Source organism: Pseudoflavonifractor sp. 524-17 (assembly GCF_009935845.1).
Lineage (GTDB): Bacteria > Bacillota > Clostridia > Oscillospirales > Oscillospiraceae > Pseudoflavonifractor_A.
In genome coordinates, this window is the sequence record NZ_QWEK01000029.1 from 23427 (window position 1) to 44809 (window position 21383).

Sequence of the window (21383 nt, forward strand, 5' to 3'; positions counted from 1 at the left end):
AAAAATCTATTAAATAAGGGGAAATATAGAAAATAGAGGGGTGGAAACCGGGCGGCTTGGCCACCGCCCGGTTTTCGTGCCGCGCTTAGAACCTGTATTCATACCGGTTGAAGGCAACCTGAATATAGATTCTTAGAGCTGAATAACGCAGTCCGGCTCCACCTTCTTGCAGACTTTAACCACCTCTTTTAAAATGCTGTCAAAGCGGTCGCTGTCGGCATCCAGGGTGAGCTTCTGGGAGAGAAAGCTGACAGTGGCGCTGTTCACGCCGTCGATGCGGTTGATGGCGGTCTCCATTTTGGCGGCACAGTTGGCGCAGTCCAGATCCACCAGTTTGAAGTGCTTTTTCATGTCAAAATCTCCTTTACAGTTGTATTTTGAAGCTTGATTGGGGATAGGGGAGGGCTTACTCGGCCACGTGCTCCATGCCCTGGTCCAGGATGGTGCGCACATGGGTGTCCGCCAGGGAATAAAAAACCGTCTTGCCCTCCCGGCGGTACTTGACCAGCTTGCTCTGCTTGAGAGCCCGAAGCTGGTGGGAGATGGCGGACTGGGTCATGCCCAGCAGATTGGCGATGTCGCACACACACATCTCCGACTCAAAAAGTACGTACAGGATCTTGATGCGGGTGGAGTCGCCAAAAATTTTGAAGAGCTCTGCCAGGTCGTATAGAATCTCTTCATCGGGCATATTTTGGTTGACCTGGGCCACAATGTCCTCATGAACGTGGATATAGTCGCACTGCTCCACATCGCCGCCGCGGTTTCCAGACATAGGATCCCTCCCTTTTTCTTATATGAGCTATTGTTCATATGTTATTATACACGCTGGGGCGGACTTGTCAAGGGGGCGGAGAAAAATTTGCAAAAAAATCCGTGGTGGAGTATAGTAATAGGAGTTCCGCGAGGAATTTTTAGGAAAGACCGGATTGGGACGACGGGAAGACAGGGGAGGCAGGACAGATGCGCAGAAAAGACAGAGAGATGGGACAGGAGTTTGCCCTGATGGTGTTGGATAAAGCGGAGTGGATGACCCTGGCCATGACGGGTTTGGACGGGGCGCCTTACTGCATCCCTATCAATATGGCACGTCAGGGGGAGTGGCTCTACCTCCACAGCGCCCCAGAGGGGGAGAAGGCCCAGTGCCTGCGGGTGCATCCAAAGGTGTGCGTCACCGCCGTAGGGGATACTCATGTGATCCCCGAGCGGTATACCACTGAGTTTGAAAGTGCCGTGGTGCGGGGGACGGCGGAGGAACTGACGGAAAATCAAGACCGGCTGGAGGCGCTGCGGATTTTCTGCGCAAAGTACTGCGGTCCCCAGCAGATGGGGGAGCGGTTTGAGAAGGCGGCGGCAGGCAGCTTTGGCCGCACCGCCTTGTTCCGTATCCATATGGACGAGATTACAGCCAAGCGGAAGAAGTATGCCGCAGACGGAACAGAGCTGAAATATGGGGCAATGGGGTGAGAACATGGAGCAGATTCACTATTTAAAGGGAGACGCCACTGCTCCGGCAGGGGCGGGGCAGAAGATGATCGCCCATGTCTGCAACGACATCGGCGGCTGGGGAAAGGGGTTTGTCCTGGAGCTCTCCCGCCGGTGGACGGAACCGGAGCGGCAGTACCGGGCCTGGTACCGGGACGGAACAGAATTTGCCCTGGGCCGGGTGCAGCTGGTGCGGGTTAGTGAGGAGATCACGGTGGCCAATCTCATCGCCCAGCGGGACATCCAGCCCATCGGCGGGGTGCCCCCCATCCGGTATGACGCACTGGAGACCTGTATGGCTGCAGTGGCCCGGGAGGCTGTGGGTATGGGTGCCAGCGTCCACATGCCCCGCATTGGCTGCGGTCTGGCCGGCGGTCGGTGGGAGGAAGTGGAGCCCATTCTCCAAAGGGCGCTGTGCGCCCACGGGGTGCCTGTGTATGTCTACGACCGGTAAAACTGCGCGGATTCAGCAGAGAAATCCTGGGGACGTATTCTAATTTAGAGATCGATCTGTTATAATAAACCAATCAAGATTTTGGAACCTACAGGCTGTGGGAGATTCAGGGGGTTATCACATGGACACTTTTTCCGCACTGGCAGCTCAGCTGCGTCAAACTTGTCCGGTACTGGAGCTGCGGGAAAGGGAGCCTATGGCCCGGCATACCTCATTTCAGACCGGAGGTCCCGTCCGCCTTATGGCCCTGCCCAAGACGGAGGAGGAGGCGGCTGCCGGGATAAAGGCCGCCGCCGCGCTCGGAATTACCCCCTTTTTTATGGGAAACGGATCCAATCTGCTGGTAGCAGACCAGGGCGTGGAGGTATTTCTCATCAAAAGTGTCCGGGGGTTGGAGCGAATGGAGGCCGGCGGGCCGGAAAAGATTGAGGTAGGGAGCGGATGCCTGCTCTCCCGTATTGCTAATTTCGCGCTGGAGCGGGGGCTGACCGGGCTGGAGTTCGCCCACGGTATCCCCGGCAGTCTGGGGGGCGGAATTACCATGAATGCCGGCGCGTATGGCGGAGAGCTGTGCCAGGTGGTGGAGCATGTGACTTATTTGACGCCTACAGGGGAGATGGAGACGATTCCTAGGGCGGACTGTGATTTTCAGTACCGCCGCAGCGCCTTTTCCGGCGGCGAACGGCTGATTCTCCGGGCCGGATTGGCGCTGAAGCCGGGGGAGCCGGGAGAGATTCGGGCCAAAATGGAGGATTTAGCAGCCCGCCGGCGGGAGAAACAGCCGCTGGGGTACCCAAGCGCGGGGAGTACCTTCAAGCGGCCGTCAGGCCACTTCGCAGCCGCGCTGATTGAGTCCTGCGGACTGAAGGGAGCCAGCGTGGGAGGCGCCCAGGTGTCGGAAAAACATGCGGGCTTCGTGATCAACCGGGGTGGGGCCACCAGCGGCGACATTCTCCGTCTGACAGAGCGGATTCGCGAGACCGTCCTGCAAAAGACAGGCGTGGCGCTGGAACTGGAGATACGCCTGCTGGGCTTCTAAGCGCAGCCTGGCTGGAGCGGAGGGATGAGAAATGGAATTTGTTATTGTTTCGGGCTTGTCGGGGGCGGGAAAGAGCAAGACGGCCTCTTTTTTAGAGGATATGGGCTTTTACGTGGTGGACAACATGCCGGCGGCCCTGATTCCCAGATTTGCCGAGCTGTGCATGGCGGGAAAGGGGAAATACGACCGGGTGGCTCTGGTGACGGACATCCGGGGCGGCCAGACCTTCGACGGGCTTTTTGAGGCGCAGCAGGAGCTGACCCAAATCGGGTGCGCCTATAAAACCCTGTTTGTAGAGGCAGAAACAGAGGTTATTATCAAGCGCTATAAGGAAACCCGGCGGATGCATCCCTTGGCGAAAAACGGCCGCTCTCTGGAGGAGGTGGTGCAGCAGGAGCGGGCCGCCCTGGCCCCGGTACGCCAGCGGGCGGAGTATATCATCAACACCAGCGCACTATCCACAGCCAAGCTGCGGGGGGAGGTGCTGCGCCTGTTTGGAGACGGCAAAGAGGCCCACGCTATGGGCGTGAATGTCATCTCTTTCGGCTTCAAGTATGGCATCCCGATTGAGGCGGATCTGGTTTTCGATGTGCGCTTTTTGCCCAACCCTTACTACTTAGCGGAGCTGCGGCGCCAGACCGGCCTGGACGAGCCGGTGCGCTCTTTTGTATTTAATTACCAGCAGACCCGGGATTTTATGACCCATCTGGAAAATTTGATGAGCTTCCTGCTGCCCCAGTATGTGGCGGAGGGGAAGACCGCGCTGGTCATCGCCGTGGGCTGTACCGGCGGACAGCACCGCTCTGTGGCCATCACCCGGGCGCTGGCGGAGTTTGTGCGGCAAAGGGGCTATCAGGCCAGCGAGAACCACCGGGATATGACGAGAGCGTAGACGGAGAGCGCCGCGGAGGAATGATTATGACAGAATCTCTGTACAGTGAGTTTCAGTGGGTCAATGGCCCCAGAATAGTTGCCATCGGCGGGGGCACCGGACTGTCCACCATGCTGCGGGGGCTGAAACTTCACACAAAAAATCTGACCGCTATTGTCACGGTGGCGGATGACGGCGGCGGATCCGGCGTTCTTCGAGAAGATCTGAAGATGCCGCCCCCTGGGGATATCCGCCACTGCATGGAGGCGCTGGCCAATGCCGAGCCGGTGATGAGCCAGCTTTTGAGCTACCGCTTCCCGGAGGGAGCCGGCCGGCTGACCGGCCAATCCTTCGGCAACTTGATTTTAGCTGCCCTCAATGGGCTGTCTCCCTCCTTTGATGAGGCGGTGGCCCGGATGAGTCAGGTGCTGGCCATTACGGGCCGGGTGCTGCCAGTGACAAATGCGGATGTCAATTTGGAGGCCACCTTTGAAAATGGCACTTCTGTGGTGGGGGAATCAAAAATTTTCCAGTTCAAGAAGGAGCAGGATTGCCGCATTAGGCGGGTGCGTCTGCTGCCGGAGCGGCCGGCCGCTCTGCCGGCCGCCCTGGAGGCCATCCAACAGGCGGAGCTTATTCTGCTGGGGCCGGGGAGCCTGTACACCAGCGTGATACCCAATCTGCTGGTAGATGGGATTTCAGAGGCCGTCTGCCGCTCCAGCGCGCTGAAGATATACATCTGCAACATCATGACCCAGGACGGCGAGACGGAGGGAATGACCGCCGGCGATCATGTGGCCGCGCTGCTTCAGCACGGCCGGCCAGGGCTGGTGGATCTGTGCCTGTGTAACTCCGCTCAGGTGCGGCCTGGTCTGGTGGAGCGCTATCGGGAGGAGGATGCAGTTCCTATCATTATAGATCGGGAAGCGATTGAGGCCCTTGGGGTGGAAGTGATCACTCGTCCGGTATCCTCCGAGACCTCTAATTACGCCCGCCACTCTGTCACCCGTCTGGCCCAGGCGGTAATGGAGCTCTATCGGGAGCGGGCGGAGACCAAGATTTTTTAAGGGGGAGGGCCCATGTCCTTTGCGTCAGAAACGAAGAAGGAGCTGTGCCGGGAGCCGTTGTCCCGCCGTTGCTGTGCCCAGGCAGAGGCGTATGGGGTGCTGCTGTTCTGCCGCCATTTTTCCCGGGATGGAGCCCGGATTGCCACTGAATCGGAGGAATTTGCCAGCCGCCTGCCGGACTTGTTCCAGAGGGCATTTCAGGTGTCCTTTGACCAGTTGCCGGATGGGACAGGCGGAAAGCGTATCTTTTCAATTGAGGACAGACAGAGCCTTACGGCTATCTGCGCAGCATTCGGCTATGATTTAGAGGAGATTCTGGCCCACCATATCAATTTCGCCGTTCTGGAGGAGGAGCACTGCCGCGCGGCCTTTTTCCGCGGCGCCTTTTTGGCGGGGGGCTCGGTGACTGATCCAGCCAAGCGGTATCATTTGGAGTTGGCTACGTCCCATTACAATGTGAGCCGGGAGCTGTCCGCTCTGCTGCGGGAGGCGGGCTTTTTCCCAAAAGAGATTGAACGCAAGGGCAACTATATTACCTATTTTAAACAAAGCGAAACGATTGAAAACATTCTTACCCTGCTTGGTGCGCCGTTGTCCGCTATGGCGGTGATGAACGCTAAGGCGGAGAAAGAGGTAATGGGCCGGGTGAACCGCCGGGTGAACTGCGATGCGGCGAATCTGGATAAGGTTGTGGAGGCGGCCCAGGAGCAGATTGAGGCCATTCGGCGGCTGAATGACCGGGGAGCTTTGGCGGAGCTGCCAGAGAAACTGCGGGAGACAGCACGGCTGCGGGTGGCCTATCCGGAATTGACGCTGGCGCAGCTGGCGGAGGTATGTCAGCCGCCAGTGACCAAGTCCTGTCTGAACCACCGCCTGCGCAAGCTGGTGGAGCTGAGCCGGGGCCAGGGGAACGCCGGGACAAGAGAATAACAGGAGAAGCTATGATAGAAGTAGCGGGAAAATACAATACAGCGAAGATTTATACCGATGTGGTGGATGAGGCATCCATCGCCCAGGTGATTGAGCTGTGCAGCCAGGAATTTGCCGCCGGAAGCAGGATCCGGCTGATGCCGGATATACACGCCGGTGCAGGCTGCACAGTGGGTACCACTATGACCATCACCGACAAGGTGGTGCCCAATCTGGTGGGGGTGGACATCGGCTGCGGCATGGAGACCGTCCGTCTGCGGGAGCGGCATGTGGAGCTTCAAAAGCTGGACAAGCTGATCTATGAGCGGATTCCCTCTGGTTTTGCTATCCGGGAGAAGGCCCACCGGTATTCAGAGCGAATCCATTTGAACCAGTTGTGCTGCTGGAAGGCGGTGGACCGCCTGCGGGCAGAGAAGAGTCTGGGTACATTGGGGGGCGGCAACCATTTTATCGAAATGGATCGGGATGAAGAGGGCAATCTCTACCTGGTAGTCCACTCCGGCAGCCGCCGCTTGGGCTTAGAAGTGGCAAAGTACTACCAGGAGGCAGGGTATCGGGTGCTCAATCAGACCGACGAGGCCAGCCTGGAGCGGAGGATCGCCCAAATGAAGGCGGCGGGGGAGGAAAAGAAAATCCAGCAGGCCATTAAGACCTGGCGCAACACCAAGCACACTGCCATTCCCAAACCCTTGGCCTATGTATCCGGAGATCTCTTCGAGCAGTACCTTCACGATATGAAGCTGGTTCAGGCATACGCCGCCCTTAACCGCCAGGCCATGGTGGATGAGCTGGTGGAGGGGATGAAGTTCCACATAGAGGAGCAGTTTACGACGGTACACAACTACATCGACACCGACGCCATGATTCTGCGCAAGGGGGCGGTGTCCGCTCAGGCGGGGGAGCGGTTTCTCATCCCCATCAACATGCGGGATGGCAGCCTGATCTGTACCGGGAAGGGCAATGAGGACTGGAACTGCTCGGCGCCCCACGGGGCTGGCCGGCTGATGAGCCGGGGGGAGGCCAAGCAGTCCTTTACCGTGTCCGAGTTCAAGCGGCAGATGGCGGAGATCTACACCACATCGGTAAGCAGCGCCACGCTGGATGAGTGTCCCATGGCTTATAAGCCCATGGAATCCATTGTGTCCAACATTGCCCCCACCGCAGAGATGGAACGCATTATCAGGCCCATCTATAATTTTAAGGCGGGCAGCGAAGAGTAAGACGGGAGGAGCGCCATGTCTTTTGTCCACCTACATGTCCATACAGAGTACAGCCTCTTAGATGGCGCCTGCCGGATTCAGGATCTGCCCCAGCGGGTGAAGAAGCTGGGACAGACCGCGGTGGCCATCACCGATCACGGCGTCATGTACGGCGTGGTGGACTTCTACCGGGCCTGCAAGGCGGCGGGGGTAAAACCCATTATTGGCTGTGAAGTCTATGTAGCCCCCCGAAAGCGGACAGATAAGATTCATGAGTACGACGCGGAGGCCCGGCACCTGGTCCTGCTGTGCAAAAATGAGACAGGTTATCACAATCTGTGCCGCCTGGTTTCCCAGGGGTTTATTGACGGCTTTTACATCAAGCCCCGGGTGGATCAGGAGCTTCTGGAGGCCCATCACGAGGGCTTGATTGCCCTGTCCGCCTGTCTGGCGGGAGAACTGCCCCGGCTGATTTTGGGGGGCAACTATCAGGGCGCCAAGGGGGAGGCCCTGCGGATGCGGGATCTCTTTGGGGCGGATAACTACTATATCGAGATACAGGACCACGGCATCGCCGCCCAGCGGGAGGCCGCGGCAGGACTTCTGCGTCTCCACCGGGAGACGGGGATTCCCCTGGTAGTGACCAACGATGCCCACTACCTGACCCGGGAGGCCGCTTCCATGCAGGATACGCTGATGTGCATCCAGATGGGCAAGACTGCGGACGATCCAAACCGAATGCGGTTTGAGACGCAAGAGTTTTATATTAAATCGGAGGAGGAGATGGCTGCCCTCTTTCCCGACTACCCCCAGGCGGTGGAGAATACCCAAAGGATTGCCGACCAGTGTAATTTGGAGTTTGAATTCGGCAAATACCACCTGCCGGAGTTCAAGTTGCCGGCGGGACATACCGACCCGGACGCCTATTTTCAGGCGCTGTGCGACAAAGGCTTTGCCTGCCGCTACCCCCAGCCGGGGGAGGGCTTCCGGGCGCGGCTGGAGTATGAGATGGGAGTCATCCGGCAAATGGGGTTTGTGGACTACTTCCTCATCGTGTCGGATTTCATCGGCTACGCCAAAGGCAGGGGGATCCCGGTGGGGCCGGGCCGGGGCTCCGCCGCCGGGTCCATGGTGGCCTACTGCCTGGACATCACCGATGTGGACCCTATGAAATATGATCTGTATTTCGAACGTTTTCTGAACCCGGAGCGGGTTACGATGCCGGATATTGACATTGACTTTTGCATCCGCCGCCGGCAGGAGGTAATTGAGTACGTTCAGAATAAGTACGGCGGAGATCATGTGGCCCAGATTGTCACCTTCGGCACTATGGCGGCCCGGGGGGCTATCCGGGACGTAGGCCGGGCGCTGAATATCTCCTATGCCGACGTGGATACGGTGGCCAAGCAGGTGCCCAGCGGCCCCAGCAACCTCCACATCACCCTAGAGGAGGCCCTGAAGCTGTCCAAGCCCCTGCGGGAGAGTTATGAAAGCCAGGAGGACATCCATAGGCTCATTGATACGGCAAAGGCCATTGAGGGGATGCCCCGCCACGCCTCTACCCACGCGGCGGGAGTGGTGATCACAAAGCGGCCGGTGGTGGACTATGTGCCCTTGGCGCGGAACGATGAGTCCATCGTCACCCAATATGTGATGACGACGCTGGAAGAGCTTGGCCTGCTGAAAATGGACTTTCTGGGCCTGCGCAACCTGACCATTCTGGACGACACGGCGCGTATGGTGTGGGCCAAGCAGCCGGGGTTTTCTCTGGCGGATATTCCGGACCACGACCCGGAGGTATTTCAGATGCTCGCCGACGGGCGTACCTCTGGGGTGTTCCAGATGGAGTCCTCTGGCATGACCGGCGTGTGTGTGGGACTTAAACCCCAGAACATTGAGGATATCACCGCCATTATCGCCCTCTACCGCCCAGGCCCCATGGAGTCGATTCCCCGGTTTATCGCCTGCAAGCAGAATCCGGATCGGGTGACCTACAAGCACCCCAAGCTGGAGCCCATTTTGTCTGTCACCTACGGCTGCATTGTCTATCAGGAGCAGGTTATCCGTATTTTTCAGGAGCTGGGGGGCTACTCTCTGGGGCAGGCGGATATGGTGCGCCGGGCTATATCGAAAAAGAAGAAGGCTCAGATTGAAAAGGAGCGCCAGTCTTTTATCTACGGCGACCCTGAGCGGAATATTCCGGGCTGCATCGCCCGGGGGGTGGACGAGCAGACGGGGGCGGATATCTATGATGAGATCTACGACTTCGCCAACTACGCCTTCAATAAAGCCCACGCGGTGTCCTATGCCATTGTGGCCTACCAGACGGCCTGGTTCAAATATCACTACCCCAAGGAGTACATGGCGGCTCTGCTTACCTCGGTGCTGGACTCCAGCGACAAGGTGGCGGAGTATATCAATGAATGCCGGGAGTGCGGCATCGCCCTCCTGCCGCCGGATATCAACGAATCAGGGGCGGATTTCACCGTCTCGGGGGAGAATATCCGCTTCGGCCTGGCGGCGGTGAAGGGAGTCGGCTGGGGGATTGTAGGGGACATTCTCAAGCGGAGAAAAGAAAGGCCTTTTTCGTCCTTCCCGGATTTCTGTCTGCGGCTGTTTGACTGCGACCTGAACAAGCGGGTGCTGGAGAGTCTGATCCGCTGCGGCGCTTTTGATACTATGGGGGTGCGGCGATCCCAGCTGCTCCAGGGCTATGAGCAGGTGGTGGATTCTATCGCCCAGAACAAGCGGAAGAATCTGGCCGGACAGTTTGACCTCTTCGGCAGCGGGGCGGAGGAGAGCGCCCCAGAGCTTGTAGTGCAGAACATCCCGGAATTTTCCCGCCGGGAGCTGATGGCGATGGAAAAGGAGACCACCGGGCTCTATCTTACCGGCCACCCCATGGATGAGTATCGAGAAGCGGCAAAGCGGTTCCATGCGGTGTCCATGGGGGCGATCACAGCGGATTTTGCACAGGAGGGTGGGCCGGAACGTTTTTCTGACGGCCAGCGGGTGACCGTGGCCGGAGTGGTGACCTCCTCCAAGACAAAGACGACGCGCAGCAATACGCTGATGGCTTATGTGATGCTGGAAGACGACACGGGCTCTATGGAGATGCTGGTTTTTTCCCGGGTGCTGGGGGAGAGCGGCGCCTATCTGAAAGAAAATACGCCTGTTGTGGCAGAGGGCCGTATCTCCGTGCGGGACGAAAAGGCCCCGCAGATCATGTGCGATAAGATACAGCCCCTGGAGGAGAACGGCCAGGCCGCCCAGAACGCGCCTCAGTATCAAAAGCTGTATCTGCGCCTGCCCGCCCAGACGGATCCTAGATGGGGAAAAATACAGCGCATTTTGCTGATGTTCCCCGGAGAGGAGCCTCTGCGGGCGAAGTTTATGGATACCAATACCTGGTCCCAAGCCCTGCCCTGCCAGGTACACCCCATTTTGCTCCAGGAGCTGCGCGGGCTGCTGGGGGAGGAAAATGTGGCGGTGAAGGCGGCGGAACTCAAAACGCCGCAGGCTTCAAAGACACCGCCAGACCAGGTGGAAGGAGGAAACGGGACATGCTGAAAAAAGCTGCGTCATTGATGTTCCACCGGCTGACCATAACGGTTTTACTGATCGGGGTGCAGCTGGCGCTGCTGGCGCTGATGCTGCTGCAGTTTTTTGAGTACTTTATCTATTTCTACTGGCTGTGCATTGCCATATCCGTGGTAGCGGTGCTGTGGATTGTAAGCAGCCGCAGCGACCCGGGCTATAAGATCGCCTGGATTATTCCGATCCTGCTTTTTCCTGTCTTCGGCGGGCTGTTCTATGTGCTGGTAGGGGGCAACCGGCTGTCTCTACGGGCGCAGCAGAAGATGCAGGGGATGGAGCGGCAGATGGTAACCGCTCTGGAGGGGGACTGTAAGACCGATGGGGAGTGGCCCGGTGTGGAGACCACACTGGAGCGCTACGGCGAGGACGCAATACGCCAGGCCAGCTATCTGGAGCAGTACGCCCATGGGCCATTGTACACCAACACGGAGGCAGCCTATTTTCCCCTGGGTGACAGCGTGTTCCCACAGATGCTGGAGCAGCTGAAGCGGGCGCGGCGATATATCTTTATTGAGTATTTTATCATTGAAGAGGGGGTTTTTTGGAACTCCATCCTGGAGATTTTGGAGGAGAAGGCCAAGGCTGGGGTGGATGTGCGGGTGATCTATGACGATATCGGCTCCCTGTTCACCCTGCCCAAGAAGTACGCCCAGAAGCTGGAAGACAAGGGAATCAAGTGCTGTGTCTTCAACCGCTTTGTTCCGGTTCTTTCCCTGCGGCTGAACAATCGGGATCACCGGAAGCTGTGCATTATTGACGGCCACACTGGCTTTACCGGCGGCATCAATCTGGCGGACGAGTATATCAACCGGGTGGAGAAGTACGGCCACTGGAAGGACAGCGCCATCCTCCTGCGGGGGGAGGCGGTGTGGAGCATGACGGTGATGTTCCTGAGTATGTGGGACTATATCCGCGGCGCGCAGGAGAATTTTGCCGCCCTCCGGCCACGGGCGGAGGAGATGCCCCAAAACTGCTGGGAGTACTTTGTGCAGCCCTACACCGACAGCCCCTTGGACGGGGAGCCAGTGGGGGAAACTGTCTATCTCAATCTCATCACCAAGGCTAAGGACTATGTGTATCTCACCACGCCCTATCTGATTCTGAGCGACTGTGTGAACCGGGCCCTGTGCAACGCCGCCAAGTCTGGGGTGGATGTGCGTATTATCACCCCCCATATCCCGGACAAGCGGATCATTTTTGAGGTGACCCGCGCCCACTATGAGCCCTTGCTGGAGGCGGGTGTGCGCATCTATGAGTACACCCCCGGCTTTGTACACGCCAAAAACTTTGTGGTGGACGACCGTTTTGGTACGGTGGGCACCATCAATATGGATTACCGGAGTATGTTCCTCCACTTTGAAAACGGCGTGTGGCTGTGCGGTGCGCCCTGCCTGCTGGACATGAAGGCGGATTTTCTCCAGACGCTCAAGCACTGCGAGGCCATTACCCTCCAACGCTGCCGGGCCCACTCCTCCGGCCGCCACCTTCTGCGGGCGGTGCTGCGGGTGCTGGCCCCCCTGATGTGAGAAGCTGTGCTAATCGTTTCAGTACGCATCCATGCAGTCCCAATTATCCCTGGCTGTGTTAAACATCTCGAAATACGAAAATGGTACAGTTTTTAAAAATACGTGGGCCGTCCCTGTCACAAAAGGGGCGGCCCAGTTGTTTTATTATATAGAGGGACACAGCAGGGAGGTGACAAAATGAAACAGGAGACGGAGCGCCAGCTGGCAGAACGTCTGGTGTCGGACTACTCCGACATGATTCTGCGGCTGGGATACTCTATTTTGAACTCAGTGCAGGACGCACAGGATATCTGCCAGGAGGTGCTGCTGAAACGGATGGCGTTTGCCGAAACATTCCCCACCAGCGCCCAGGAGCGGGCCTGGATGGTGCGGGTGACGGTCAATGCCTGCAAAAATCTGCGCAGGAGCTTTTGGCGCAGGCATACCGTAGGGCTGGATCAGGCGGCGGAGCAGCCGGTTTTCCAGCCGGAGCCGGACGGGGTACTGGAGCAGGTCCAACAGCTTCCGGTGAGAGACCGGGAGGTGTTGGTGCTCTATTACTACATGGGCTACCACACAGAAGAGATTGCCGGACTGCTTGGCGTCCGACCGGAGGCTGTCCGCGCCCGGATGAGCCGGGCACGACGGCGGCTAAAAGCGGAATTGGAGGTGCAGGAGATATGAAACGGTATTTTGAGGAGCTGGATGGATTGTCGTTCTCTCCCAAGGAAAAGGATGCCCTGACAGAAATTCTGGTGAAGGGCAGGCGGGGGGGACAGACAGACTGCGGGACGGCCGTTCCCTACCGCCGGATGGCGGCTGCTGTAGCGGCAGTGTCCCTTCTGGCTGGAGCCGCCGGAGCGGTGTCCCTGGCAGGCATTTCACCAGAGTTTCGGAGCATGTTCGGCATTTCAGACAAAAACCAGGCCGAAAAACTGGCGGCAACCTCGGTCCAACAGACATTTTGGGATCAAAACGGGTCCGGCGCCAGTCTTACGGTGAAGGAAGTCGTGTGGGATCAGCGGAGCGTTTACGCCCTGATGGAGTTTCAGGCTCCGGAGGGAGACGTGCTCCCCCAGGCGGAGGGAACACCGGAAGGACGGGGGGATTATTGGTTTACAGGAGCGCCGGAGGAGCGTCGGCCAGCCGAAGTGGGGTTGTATACAGATGAGACAAAGACAGAAGGCGCAATCTTTTCTGGGTACTGGTGGGGGATAGACTCCTTGCCGGATGAGAACCCAACGGATAACCGAATTTCTTTGATGTTCCATCTTACATTTAATAAGAAGGTGCCAGAGCATCTGGGGTACTGTACATTGGAAAATCTATCCCAGCTGCGCATCTATTCTGGTGAGACAGGAGATTGGGCCCCGGTGGTCTATGACAATCTGGAATTTGATATCGGTTTTCCGTTGACCAGCATGGTGAAGTCCTATTCCTTTACAGGGCGTTCCAGTGTAATGCTGGACGGAACGATGCCGGCTGTGGTGGAAGAACTTTCACTCTCGCCTTTTTCCCTGTCCTTTTCTTTGCTTCTGACAACTGAAGATGCCTGTGAATATGTAAATGCGGCGGGAGAGCAGGCGCCCTGGCGGCCCTATATCCTGCTGAAGAGCGGTACAAAAGTGTATACCAAGCCAGGAGATACCATGTCTCTTTCCTGGCATAGCGATGCAGAGAAGCAATTTTTATATGCGGACGCCAGCTTCTATTTCCAATTTGAAACGCCAATTGACTTGGCGGAGATTGAGGAGATTGTATTTCCGGGGGACAACGACCCAGCAGAAGAGCTGCCCAACGGCGGCATAGGGCATACGGTATTGTTCTTGTTTTACCCTGGTAAATTTGAAAATGAGACATACTGGACAGAGGTCAATCCCTACTGGAGGCAGTCAGACGGTGAAATGCCAGACGCGCCCGAGGCCACCTCACAGATTGCGAAGTAATGCAAATTCCCCTGCTGCCAGCTGGCAGCGGGGGAATTTCTTAGTTCACCACATTAATAGGCTGATTGGCGGCAAAAGCGGCCAGATTTTGGACGGTGATGTCCAGCAGCCTCCGCCTGGCTTCGGCAGAGGCCCAGGCCAGGTGGGGGGTTATGATGCAGTTGGGGGCGTCGATAAGCGGGTCGCCGTCTCTGGGCGGTTCCTGGGGGAGAGCGTCCACTGCCGCGCCGGCCACCTTGCCGGAGCGGAGCGCCTGGGCCAGGTCGCCGCTGTGGATGAGAGGTCCCCGGGCGGTGTTGATGAGCAGAGCGCCGTCCTTCATCTTATCAATAGTCTCCTGGTTGAAGAAGCCTTTATTTTTTTCCGTCAGAGGGCAGTGAAGGGAGATGACGTCAGACTGGGCCAGCAGCTCGTCCATAGATACGGTGTGCAGGTGGGGCTGGTCCAAAAGGGCGTGGGAGGAGACGGCCAGTACCTCCATATCAAAGGCCATGGCCCGCTGGGCGACTGCCTGTCCAATACGGCCGTAGCCGATAATGCCGAAGGTCTTCCCAGCCAGCTCCATCAGGGGGCGGTCCCAGTAGCAGAAGTCGGCACAGCTCTGCCAGGCGCCCGCCCGGACACTCTGGGCGTGCCAGCCCACCCGGTTGGTCAGCTCCAGCAGCAGGGCGAAGACATGCTGGGCCACAGAGGGGGTGCTGTAGGCGGGAATATTGGTGACGAGAATGTCCCGGGCGCTGGCAGCAGTCAGGTCCACAATATTATAGCCGGTGGCGGTAACGCCGATGTAGCGCAGGTTGGGACAGGCGTCCATCACTGCCTGAGTAATGGGCACTTTATTGGTCAGCACCATTTGAGCGGCGCCGATGCGCTGGGCGGCCAGCTCGTGGGGGGTGCGCTCATAGACAGTGACGGGGCCGTAGGGCTCCAGCGAGTCCCAGGAGAGGTCCCCAGGATTCATGGCATAGCCGTCTAAAACGACGAGGGACATAGCAGCTTACCTCCTGTAGATGGAAAATTACCACTCTATTTTTGCGCCGCAGTGGGGACAGTATTTATCGTATGTGCGGCCTAAAAAGCCGCGGCAGTTGGGACACCGGCCAAATATGAGCCAGAAAATGACACCAGCAGCGGCAAAACCAAAGCTGAAATAGCCGAAAACATCCTTCTTTGTAACCGAATAAATGAAAAGGAACGCTGCCATAAGAAAACAGCCGATCAGCAAGAGACTTTTTGCAGTGCTTGGTTCACGATTGATGTCCCCCTTCCATTCCGCACTATGCCCCCAATTATATCATAGCGCCTAATTGGATTCAACTTGTTTTCGCGCCCCCGCCGTCGCTCTGCGGATCAGGGGAGAGACCTATATTTGGAAAGAATGACTGCTTTTCATTGAATTTTTTCCAAAGCGGAAGTATAATAATGTTTGCTGAAGAACTGGCGGCGCTATTGCTTGCGCATGAATTTCTGAAAGGGGAACAGAGCTATGAGTTCCGCTGCACAGGACTATTTGGATCAATTACAGGGAAAAACAGTGGCGGTGGTTGGCATCGGCGTGTCCAACACCCCGCTGATTAACATGCTGGTACGGGCGGGGATCAAGGTCACCGCCTGTGATAAACGGGGCCGGGAGGAATTCGGCGGTCAGGCGGAGGCGCTGGAGAGTCTGGGCGTTACCCTCCGGCTGGGTTCCGGCTATCTGGACCAGCTGGAGGAGGAGGTGATCTTCCGCACCCCAGGGCTGCGGCCGGACGTACCCCAGCTGCTGGCCGCCAAAGAGCGGGGGGCGGTAATTACCTCTGAAATGGAGGCCTTTTTTGAGGTTTGCCCCTGCAAAATCATTGCTGTGACGGGGAGCGACGGGAAGACCACCACCACCACCATCATCGCCGGCCTGCTGAAAGCGGCTGGACATACGGTCTACGTGGGGGGGAATATCGGAAAGCCGCTGCTGCCCGACGCGGCGGGGATGGAGATGGAGGATATCGCGGTGGTGGAGCTGTCCTCCTTCCAGCTGATGACCATGGGCCGCAGCCCGGATGTTGGGGTCATTACCAATCTGGCGCCCAATCATCTGGATGTCCACCTGGACATGGAGGAGTATGTCTCCGCAAAGGAGAACATCATCCGCTTCCAGGACGGGGACGGGGTGGCGGTGCTCAACGATGACAACCCGATTACCCAGTCCTTTGAGGGGCGGGTCCCCGGCAGGCTGGTGCGGTTCAGTTGCCAGCGGGAACTGTCCCAGGGCGTATTTTTGAAGGACAGCGCCATCTGGGTGGCGGACGAGACAGGGAGCCGGGAGGTGCTGCCTCTTGCGGACATTCTGCTGCCCGGCGGCCACAATGTAGAGAACTATATGGCCGCCATCGGGGCGGTGAATGGCCTGGTACCAGATCAGGTGATCCGGGAATTCGCCGCCTCCTTCCAGGGGGTGGAGCACCGGATCGAGCTGGTGCGCACCCTGCGGGGGGTGAAGTACTACAACGACTCCATCGCCTCCAGCCCATCCCGCACCGCCGCAGGCCTGCGCTGCTTCCGGGATAAGGTAATCCTCATCGCCGGAGGCTATGACAAGCATATCCCCTTTGACGATCTGGGATCGGAGATCGTGGACCATGTCAAGCTGCTGGTGCTCACGGGGGACACCGCCCCGAAGCTGCGGACGGCGGTAGAGGGCGCCCCCGGATATCAGCCGGGCGGGCTGGAGATTGTGGAGACCGATGATTTTCAAGAGGCCGTACTGACCGCCCACTGCCGGGCGGAACGGGGAGACGTAGTACTGCTCTCCCCAGCCTGCGCCTCTTTTGACAAGTTCAAGAACTTTATGGAGCGGGGCAATGTGTTTAAAACCATCATTCGGGGACTGGACTGAAAAACCGGAAGGAGGGGAAGAAAACTTGGATATGAAACAGGCGCTGGAGGGGCTGTGCGCATGCAACGCCCCCTCCGGATTTGAGGGCCCGGCAGCCCAGGTGGCCCAGGCGCTGCTGGAGCCGCTGATGGATCAGGTATGGACAGACCGCATGGGCAGCGTCATCGGCCTGCGCCGCTGCGGAAAGCCGGGGGCGAAAAAGCTGTTGCTGGACGCCCATCTGGACGAAATCGGATTGATAGTGACGGGAATCGAGGACGGATTTCTCCGCTTTCAGTCCATCGGCGGTGTGGATCCCCGGATGCTGCCGGGGCGGGAGCTGGCGGTGCTGGCCCAGCAGCCTGTGCTGGGGGTAGTGGCCTGTACCCCGCCTCACCTGCTGAAGGACAGCGAACGAAAAAAATCCGTTCCTATAGATAAACTCTTTGTGGATGTGGGCCTGAGCCAGGAGGAAGCGGAGAAGCGGATTCCCATCGGTACGCCCATGGTCTTTCGCGGGGGATGCGCCCCATTGGGGCAGGGAAAGCTGTGGGGCAAGGCCATGGATGACCGGGCTTGTTTTGTTACGCTGGTACGGGCGGCAGAGCTGCTGAAGGACGTGAAGCTGGATGTGGATCTCTACATTCTGGGCAGCACCCGGGAGGAGATCAGCGGCGCGGGAGCCAAGGGGGCCACCTTCTCCATCGCTCCGGATTTCTGTGTGGCAGTGGATGTAACTCACGGCCAGACGCCGGACGCCCCCAAGGAGAAATGTCTGACCGTAGGCGGCGGACCGGCCATTGGAGTGGGCCCCAATATGACCCGCTGGATGACCCAGCGGATGGTGAAGAAGGCGGAAAAAGAAGAGATCCCCTATCAGCTGGAGGTGATGGCCGGCCACACCGGTACCAACGGCTGGCATATGCAGATCAGCCGGGAGGGGGTAGCCACCTCGGTGGTGAGCCTGCCCCTGAAATATATGCACAGCCCCATTGAGGTGCTGGATCGGGAGGATATGGAGCGGGTGGCCCAGCTTCTGGCCGCCTTTGCCAAGCGTCTGGGAGAGGAGGCAGGCAGTCTATGCTGAGTTTGGTCAGGGAACTGTGTGCCCTGCCTGGTGTGTCCAGCTTTGAGGAGGAGGTCCGGGCCAATATCCGAGACCGGGTAGCCCCCTATGCCGACGAGACACGGGTGGACGCCCTGGGAAATCTAATTGTGTTCAAAAGGGGGAAGCGCTCCGGTGGCCCGAAGCTGGCTCTGTGCGCCCACATGGACGAGGTGGGGCTGATTATCCGCCGGATTACTGACGAGGGCTATCTGAAATTTTCCTGTGTTGGGGGAATTGACACCCGGGTGCTCATCGGCAAGCCGGTGCGGGTGGGGCCGGAGAAGATCCCTGGAGTCATCGGCCTGAAAGCTTACCATCTGGTCAGCGGCGAGGAGGAGAAGACCCTCCCCAAGACGGAGGATCTCTATATTGATATCGGCGCGGACAGCAAGGAGGAGGCGGAAAAGCAGGTGGCTCTGGGGGACTGCAGCGTCTTCGACAGCGACAGCGAGACCTTCGGCAGCGGCCTCATTAAGGCGAAGGCCCTGGATGACCGCATCGGCTGCGCGGTGATGATCAAGCTGTTGGAAGAGGAACTGCCCATGGACTGCACTTTCCTGTTTACTGTGCAGGAGGAGGTGGGCTGCCGGGGGGCCTTCGGAGCCGCCTTTGGGGAGAAGCCGGAGATTGCCCTGGTGCTGGAGACCACCACTGCCGCAGACCTGCCTGGCGCCAAAGGACACCAGAGCGTATGTGCTTTGGGCGGGGGGCCGGTGGTGCCCTTTATGGATCTGGGCTCCGTGGCGGATCGGGAGCTGTTTGAGCTGCTCCGGGATCTGGCCCAGGCCAACCAGATCCCCTGGCAGACCAAGCACCGCCTCGCGGGGGGAAACGACGCCTCGGCGGTACAGCGATCCCGGGGGGGCGTGCGGACTGTAACCATATCTGCCCCAGTGCGTTACCTCCATGCGCCGGCCAGCGTGGCCTGCATCCAGGATATAGAGAATATATTGACATTGTCGCGGCTCTTTATCGGCGCGCTGGCCGGCCGCGGCTGACAGGGAGAGATAAGTGTATGGATATGTTAGAAACCCTCCGCGTCCTCAATAGCTGTCATGGTCCCTCCGGCGGCGAGGCGGGGATAGCCCAGGCCATCCGCGGCTTGTCCGCCCCCTTTTCCGATGAGATTACCACCGATCCGCTGGGAAATCTGATTGTCCGCAAACGGGGAAGAGGTCCCAAGGTGATGTTCGCCGCCCACATGGATTCCATCGGTTGTATTGTGACCCATATAGATGAAAACGGTTTTCTCCGCTTTGGACCCCTGGGGGGGCTGACCCCGGCGGAGATCGCCTATGCGCCGGTGCGCTTTGCCAACGGGACTCGGGGGGTGCTGGCGGTGTCCGCCCAGGCGGAGAAGGCATTCAAGCTGGATGATCTGTATATCGACATCGGCGCCAAGAACCGGGCGGAGGCCGAGTCCAAGGTGCAGGTGGGGGATACGGCGGTGTACGACACACCTGCCTATCAAGCGGGAGACCGGCTGGTTTCTCCCTATATGGACAACCGCATCTCCTGCGTGGTGCTGCTGATGGCGCTGGAGCGGCTTCAGCAGAGTGAGAACGACCTCTATTTTGTCTTTACTGTCCAGGAGGAGCTGGGGCTGAGAGGAGCCAGAACTGCGGCATTCTCGATTGACCCAGACTACGCGGTGGCGGTAGACGTGACCTCTGCGGACGACGAGCTGGACACCAAGCACCAGTGCTCCAGCGTTCTGGGCGGCGGCGCGGCAGTGAAGGTGATGGACCGCAGCGTCCTGTGCCACCCCGCCATAGTAGAAAAGCTGTGCGCCCTGGCACAGGCCGAGGGCATTCCCTTTCAACGGGATGTGATCCGGTTCGGCGGCACCGACGCTGGGGCCATTCACCAAAGCCGGGGCGGTGTGGTTACCGGGGGGATCTCCATTCCCTGCCGGTACACCCATACCCCACAGGAGATGGTGGACGCCCGGGACGTGGAGGCCTGCGCCGCGCTGGCGGCCGCCTATGCCGGGGCGGAGCTGGAGGGATGACAGACGCCCCCGGCACGATACAAAATCGAATAGATAGGATGAAAAAAGCGAGATGTCTTTACAGCTAAGTGAACGGGTCCGGGCCTTGGGGCGGGAGGCTCAGTCCGGCCTGCGGGAGCAGTTTGACCGCATCGACGCCATTGCCGAAGAGAACACGCAAAAGGTTCTGGCGGCCTTTCAGAAATATCGGGTGGACGAGAGCTGCTTTGCCGGCACCACCGGTTACGGCTACGATGACCTGGGCCGGGATCGGCTGGAGCAAATCTACGCCGATATTTTCGGTACAGAGGACGCTCTGGTTCGCATTAACTTTGTCAACGGTACCCACGCCATCGCCTGCGCTCTGTTCGGGGCGCTGAAGCCGGGGGACGTGCTGGTGTCGGCGGTGGGCGCACCCTACGACACCCTTTTGGGGGTGATCGGCGTAACGGACAAGGGCCCCGGCTCCCTGAAAAGCTATGGGGTATCTTACCGGCAGGTGGATTTGGCCGACGACGCGCCCGACCCAGAGGGGCTGGCCCGGGCGGTCCGGGACCCAAAGGTGAAAGCGGTACTGATCCAGCGGTCTAAGGGGTACTCCACCCGCTCGTCCCTGTCGGTGGAGGAGATTGGAGTACTGTGCCGGGTGGTACGGGAGAATAATCCGAACGCCGCCATTCTGGTGGACAACTGCTACGGCGAGTTTGTGGAGGCCAGAGAGCCCACCCAGGCGGGGGCAGATCTGGTGGTGGGATCTCTGATCAAAAATCCCGGCGGCGGGCTTGCTCCTACCGGCGGCTATCTGGCCGGGCGGCGGGATCTGATCGAGGGGGCGGCTATGCGCCTCACCGTCCCCGGCATTGGCCGGGAGTGCGGCTGCACGATGGGGAGCAGCCGGGCGCTGTACCAGGGACTGTTCCTGGCGCCCCATACGGTGGCTCAGGCGGTGAAGACGGCGGTATTCGCCGCCAAGATTATGGAGGGATTGGGCTACCGGACGGAGCCCGCCTCAGATACCGTCCGCCGGGACATCATCCAGATGATCCACTTCGGCGCGCCGGAGCCCCTGAAGCGGTTCTGCAAGGGCATCCAGTCTGGCGCTCCGGTGGACTCCTATGTGACGCCGGAACCCTGGGCCATGCCAGGCTATGACAGCCCGGTGATTATGGCGGCGGGGGCCTTTATCCAGGGGGCGTCCATCGAGCTGTCCTGCGACGCGCCCATGCGGGAGCCCTATACTGCCTACCTTCAGGGGGGCCTGACCTATGAGTCAGGAAAGGCGGGGGTTCTGCTGGCGGTGGAGGAGCTGCTCCGGACGGAATAAGAAGCTGTACCATT

At 59.0% G+C, this 21383-nt stretch carries 19 protein-coding genes; 16 read left to right on the forward strand and 3 right to left on the reverse strand.

All coding sequences use genetic code 11. The features are described from left to right. Positions 1-132: 132 nt before the first annotated feature. Together D1159_RS11630 and D1159_RS11635 are read right to left on the reverse strand one after the other, a co-directional pair. On the reverse strand, positions 133-351 hold the full coding sequence (locus D1159_RS11630) for a cation transporter (protein ID WP_161845826.1): 219 nt from the start codon (positions 349-351) through the stop codon (positions 133-135). Positions 352-406: 55 nt separating this feature from the next. Next, on the reverse strand, positions 407-775 hold the full coding sequence (locus D1159_RS11635) for a metalloregulator ArsR/SmtB family transcription factor (protein ID WP_161845827.1): 369 nt from the start codon (positions 773-775) through the stop codon (positions 407-409). 188 nt (positions 776-963) lie between these two features. On the opposite strand from D1159_RS11635, the gene D1159_RS11640 reads away from it, so the two are divergent. The 11 genes from D1159_RS11640 (at position 964) to D1159_RS11690 (ending at position 14093) form a co-directional block, all read left to right on the forward strand. Then, positions 964-1467, forward strand: a complete 504-nt coding sequence (locus D1159_RS11640; protein WP_161845828.1) for a pyridoxamine 5'-phosphate oxidase family protein — start codon at positions 964-966, stop codon at positions 1465-1467. 4 nt (positions 1468-1471) lie between these two features. After that, complete coding sequence (locus D1159_RS11645; RefSeq protein WP_161845829.1) at positions 1472-1939, forward strand: macro domain-containing protein; 468 nt, start codon at positions 1472-1474, stop codon at positions 1937-1939. A gap of 121 nt (positions 1940-2060) precedes the next feature. Further along, on the forward strand, positions 2061-2978 hold the full coding sequence (gene murB / locus D1159_RS11650) for a UDP-N-acetylmuramate dehydrogenase (protein WP_161845830.1): 918 nt from the start codon (positions 2061-2063) through the stop codon (positions 2976-2978). 31 nt (positions 2979-3009) lie between these two features. Continuing rightward, positions 3010-3870: an RNase adapter RapZ gene (rapZ, locus tag D1159_RS11655; RefSeq protein ID WP_161845831.1), complete on the forward strand. Its 861-nt coding sequence runs from the start codon at positions 3010-3012 to the stop codon at positions 3868-3870. A 26-nt stretch (positions 3871-3896) separates the two neighbouring features. Further along, positions 3897-4916: a gluconeogenesis factor YvcK family protein gene (locus D1159_RS11660; protein ID WP_161845832.1), complete on the forward strand. Its 1020-nt coding sequence runs from the start codon at positions 3897-3899 to the stop codon at positions 4914-4916. Between the two features lie 12 nt (positions 4917-4928). Next, positions 4929-5846, forward strand: a complete 918-nt coding sequence (whiA, locus tag D1159_RS11665; RefSeq protein WP_161845833.1) for a DNA-binding protein WhiA — start codon at positions 4929-4931, stop codon at positions 5844-5846. Between the two features lie 11 nt (positions 5847-5857). Beyond that, positions 5858-7066 (forward strand): RtcB family protein, encoded by a 1209-nt coding sequence (locus D1159_RS11670; RefSeq protein WP_161845834.1) that lies wholly within the window; start codon positions 5858-5860, stop codon positions 7064-7066. A 15-nt stretch (positions 7067-7081) separates the two neighbouring features. Continuing rightward, positions 7082-10615 (forward strand): DNA polymerase III subunit alpha, encoded by a 3534-nt coding sequence (locus D1159_RS11675; RefSeq protein WP_161845835.1) that lies wholly within the window; start codon positions 7082-7084, stop codon positions 10613-10615. After that, complete coding sequence (gene cls, locus D1159_RS11680; protein ID WP_202621052.1) at positions 10609-12168, forward strand: cardiolipin synthase; 1560 nt, start codon at positions 10609-10611, stop codon at positions 12166-12168. The genes D1159_RS11675 and cls overlap by 7 nt, the downstream gene beginning before the upstream one ends. Before the next feature lie 177 nt (positions 12169-12345). Then, positions 12346-12831, forward strand: a complete 486-nt coding sequence (locus D1159_RS11685) for a sigma-70 family RNA polymerase sigma factor (RefSeq protein WP_161845836.1) — start codon at positions 12346-12348, stop codon at positions 12829-12831. Beyond that, positions 12828-14093 carry a DUF4179 domain-containing protein gene (locus tag D1159_RS11690; RefSeq protein ID WP_161845837.1) on the forward strand — a complete coding sequence of 422 codons (1266 nt, stop codon included), beginning with the start codon at positions 12828-12830 and terminating at the stop codon, positions 14091-14093. Before D1159_RS11685 ends, D1159_RS11690 begins: the two co-directional genes overlap by 4 nt. 40 nt (positions 14094-14133) lie before the next feature. Here the strand turns inward: D1159_RS11690 and D1159_RS11695 are convergent, their stop codons facing one another. Beyond that, entirely contained in the window at positions 14134-15084 is a 951-nt protein-coding gene (locus tag D1159_RS11695; RefSeq protein ID WP_161845838.1) for a D-2-hydroxyacid dehydrogenase, read from the reverse strand. 495 nt (positions 15085-15579) lie between these two features. Between D1159_RS11695 and murD the strand changes: the two genes are divergently transcribed. Genes murD through D1159_RS11720 form a run of 5 tightly spaced genes read left to right on the forward strand, consistent with a single transcriptional unit; the run spans position 15580 to position 21369 of the window. After that, on the forward strand, positions 15580-16968 hold the full coding sequence (murD, locus tag D1159_RS11700) for a UDP-N-acetylmuramoyl-L-alanine--D-glutamate ligase (RefSeq protein WP_161845839.1): 1389 nt from the start codon (positions 15580-15582) through the stop codon (positions 16966-16968). A gap of 31 nt (positions 16969-16999) precedes the next feature. After that, entirely contained in the window at positions 17000-18034 is a 1035-nt protein-coding gene (locus D1159_RS11705) for a M20/M25/M40 family metallo-hydrolase (protein WP_161845851.1), read from the forward strand. Further along, the gene (locus D1159_RS11710) at positions 18028-19053 is read left to right on the forward strand and encodes a M42 family metallopeptidase (protein WP_161845840.1); all 1026 of its coding nucleotides are present in this window, start codon (positions 18028-18030) and stop codon (positions 19051-19053) included. The genes D1159_RS11705 and D1159_RS11710 overlap by 7 nt, the downstream gene beginning before the upstream one ends. Before the next feature lie 17 nt (positions 19054-19070). Continuing rightward, positions 19071-20066: a M42 family metallopeptidase gene (locus D1159_RS11715; protein WP_161845841.1), complete on the forward strand. Its 996-nt coding sequence runs from the start codon at positions 19071-19073 to the stop codon at positions 20064-20066. 52 nt (positions 20067-20118) lie between these two features. Further along, positions 20119-21369 (forward strand): methionine gamma-lyase family protein, encoded by a 1251-nt coding sequence (locus D1159_RS11720; RefSeq protein WP_161845842.1) that lies wholly within the window; start codon positions 20119-20121, stop codon positions 21367-21369. The last annotated feature ends 14 nt before the right edge of the window (positions 21370-21383 follow it).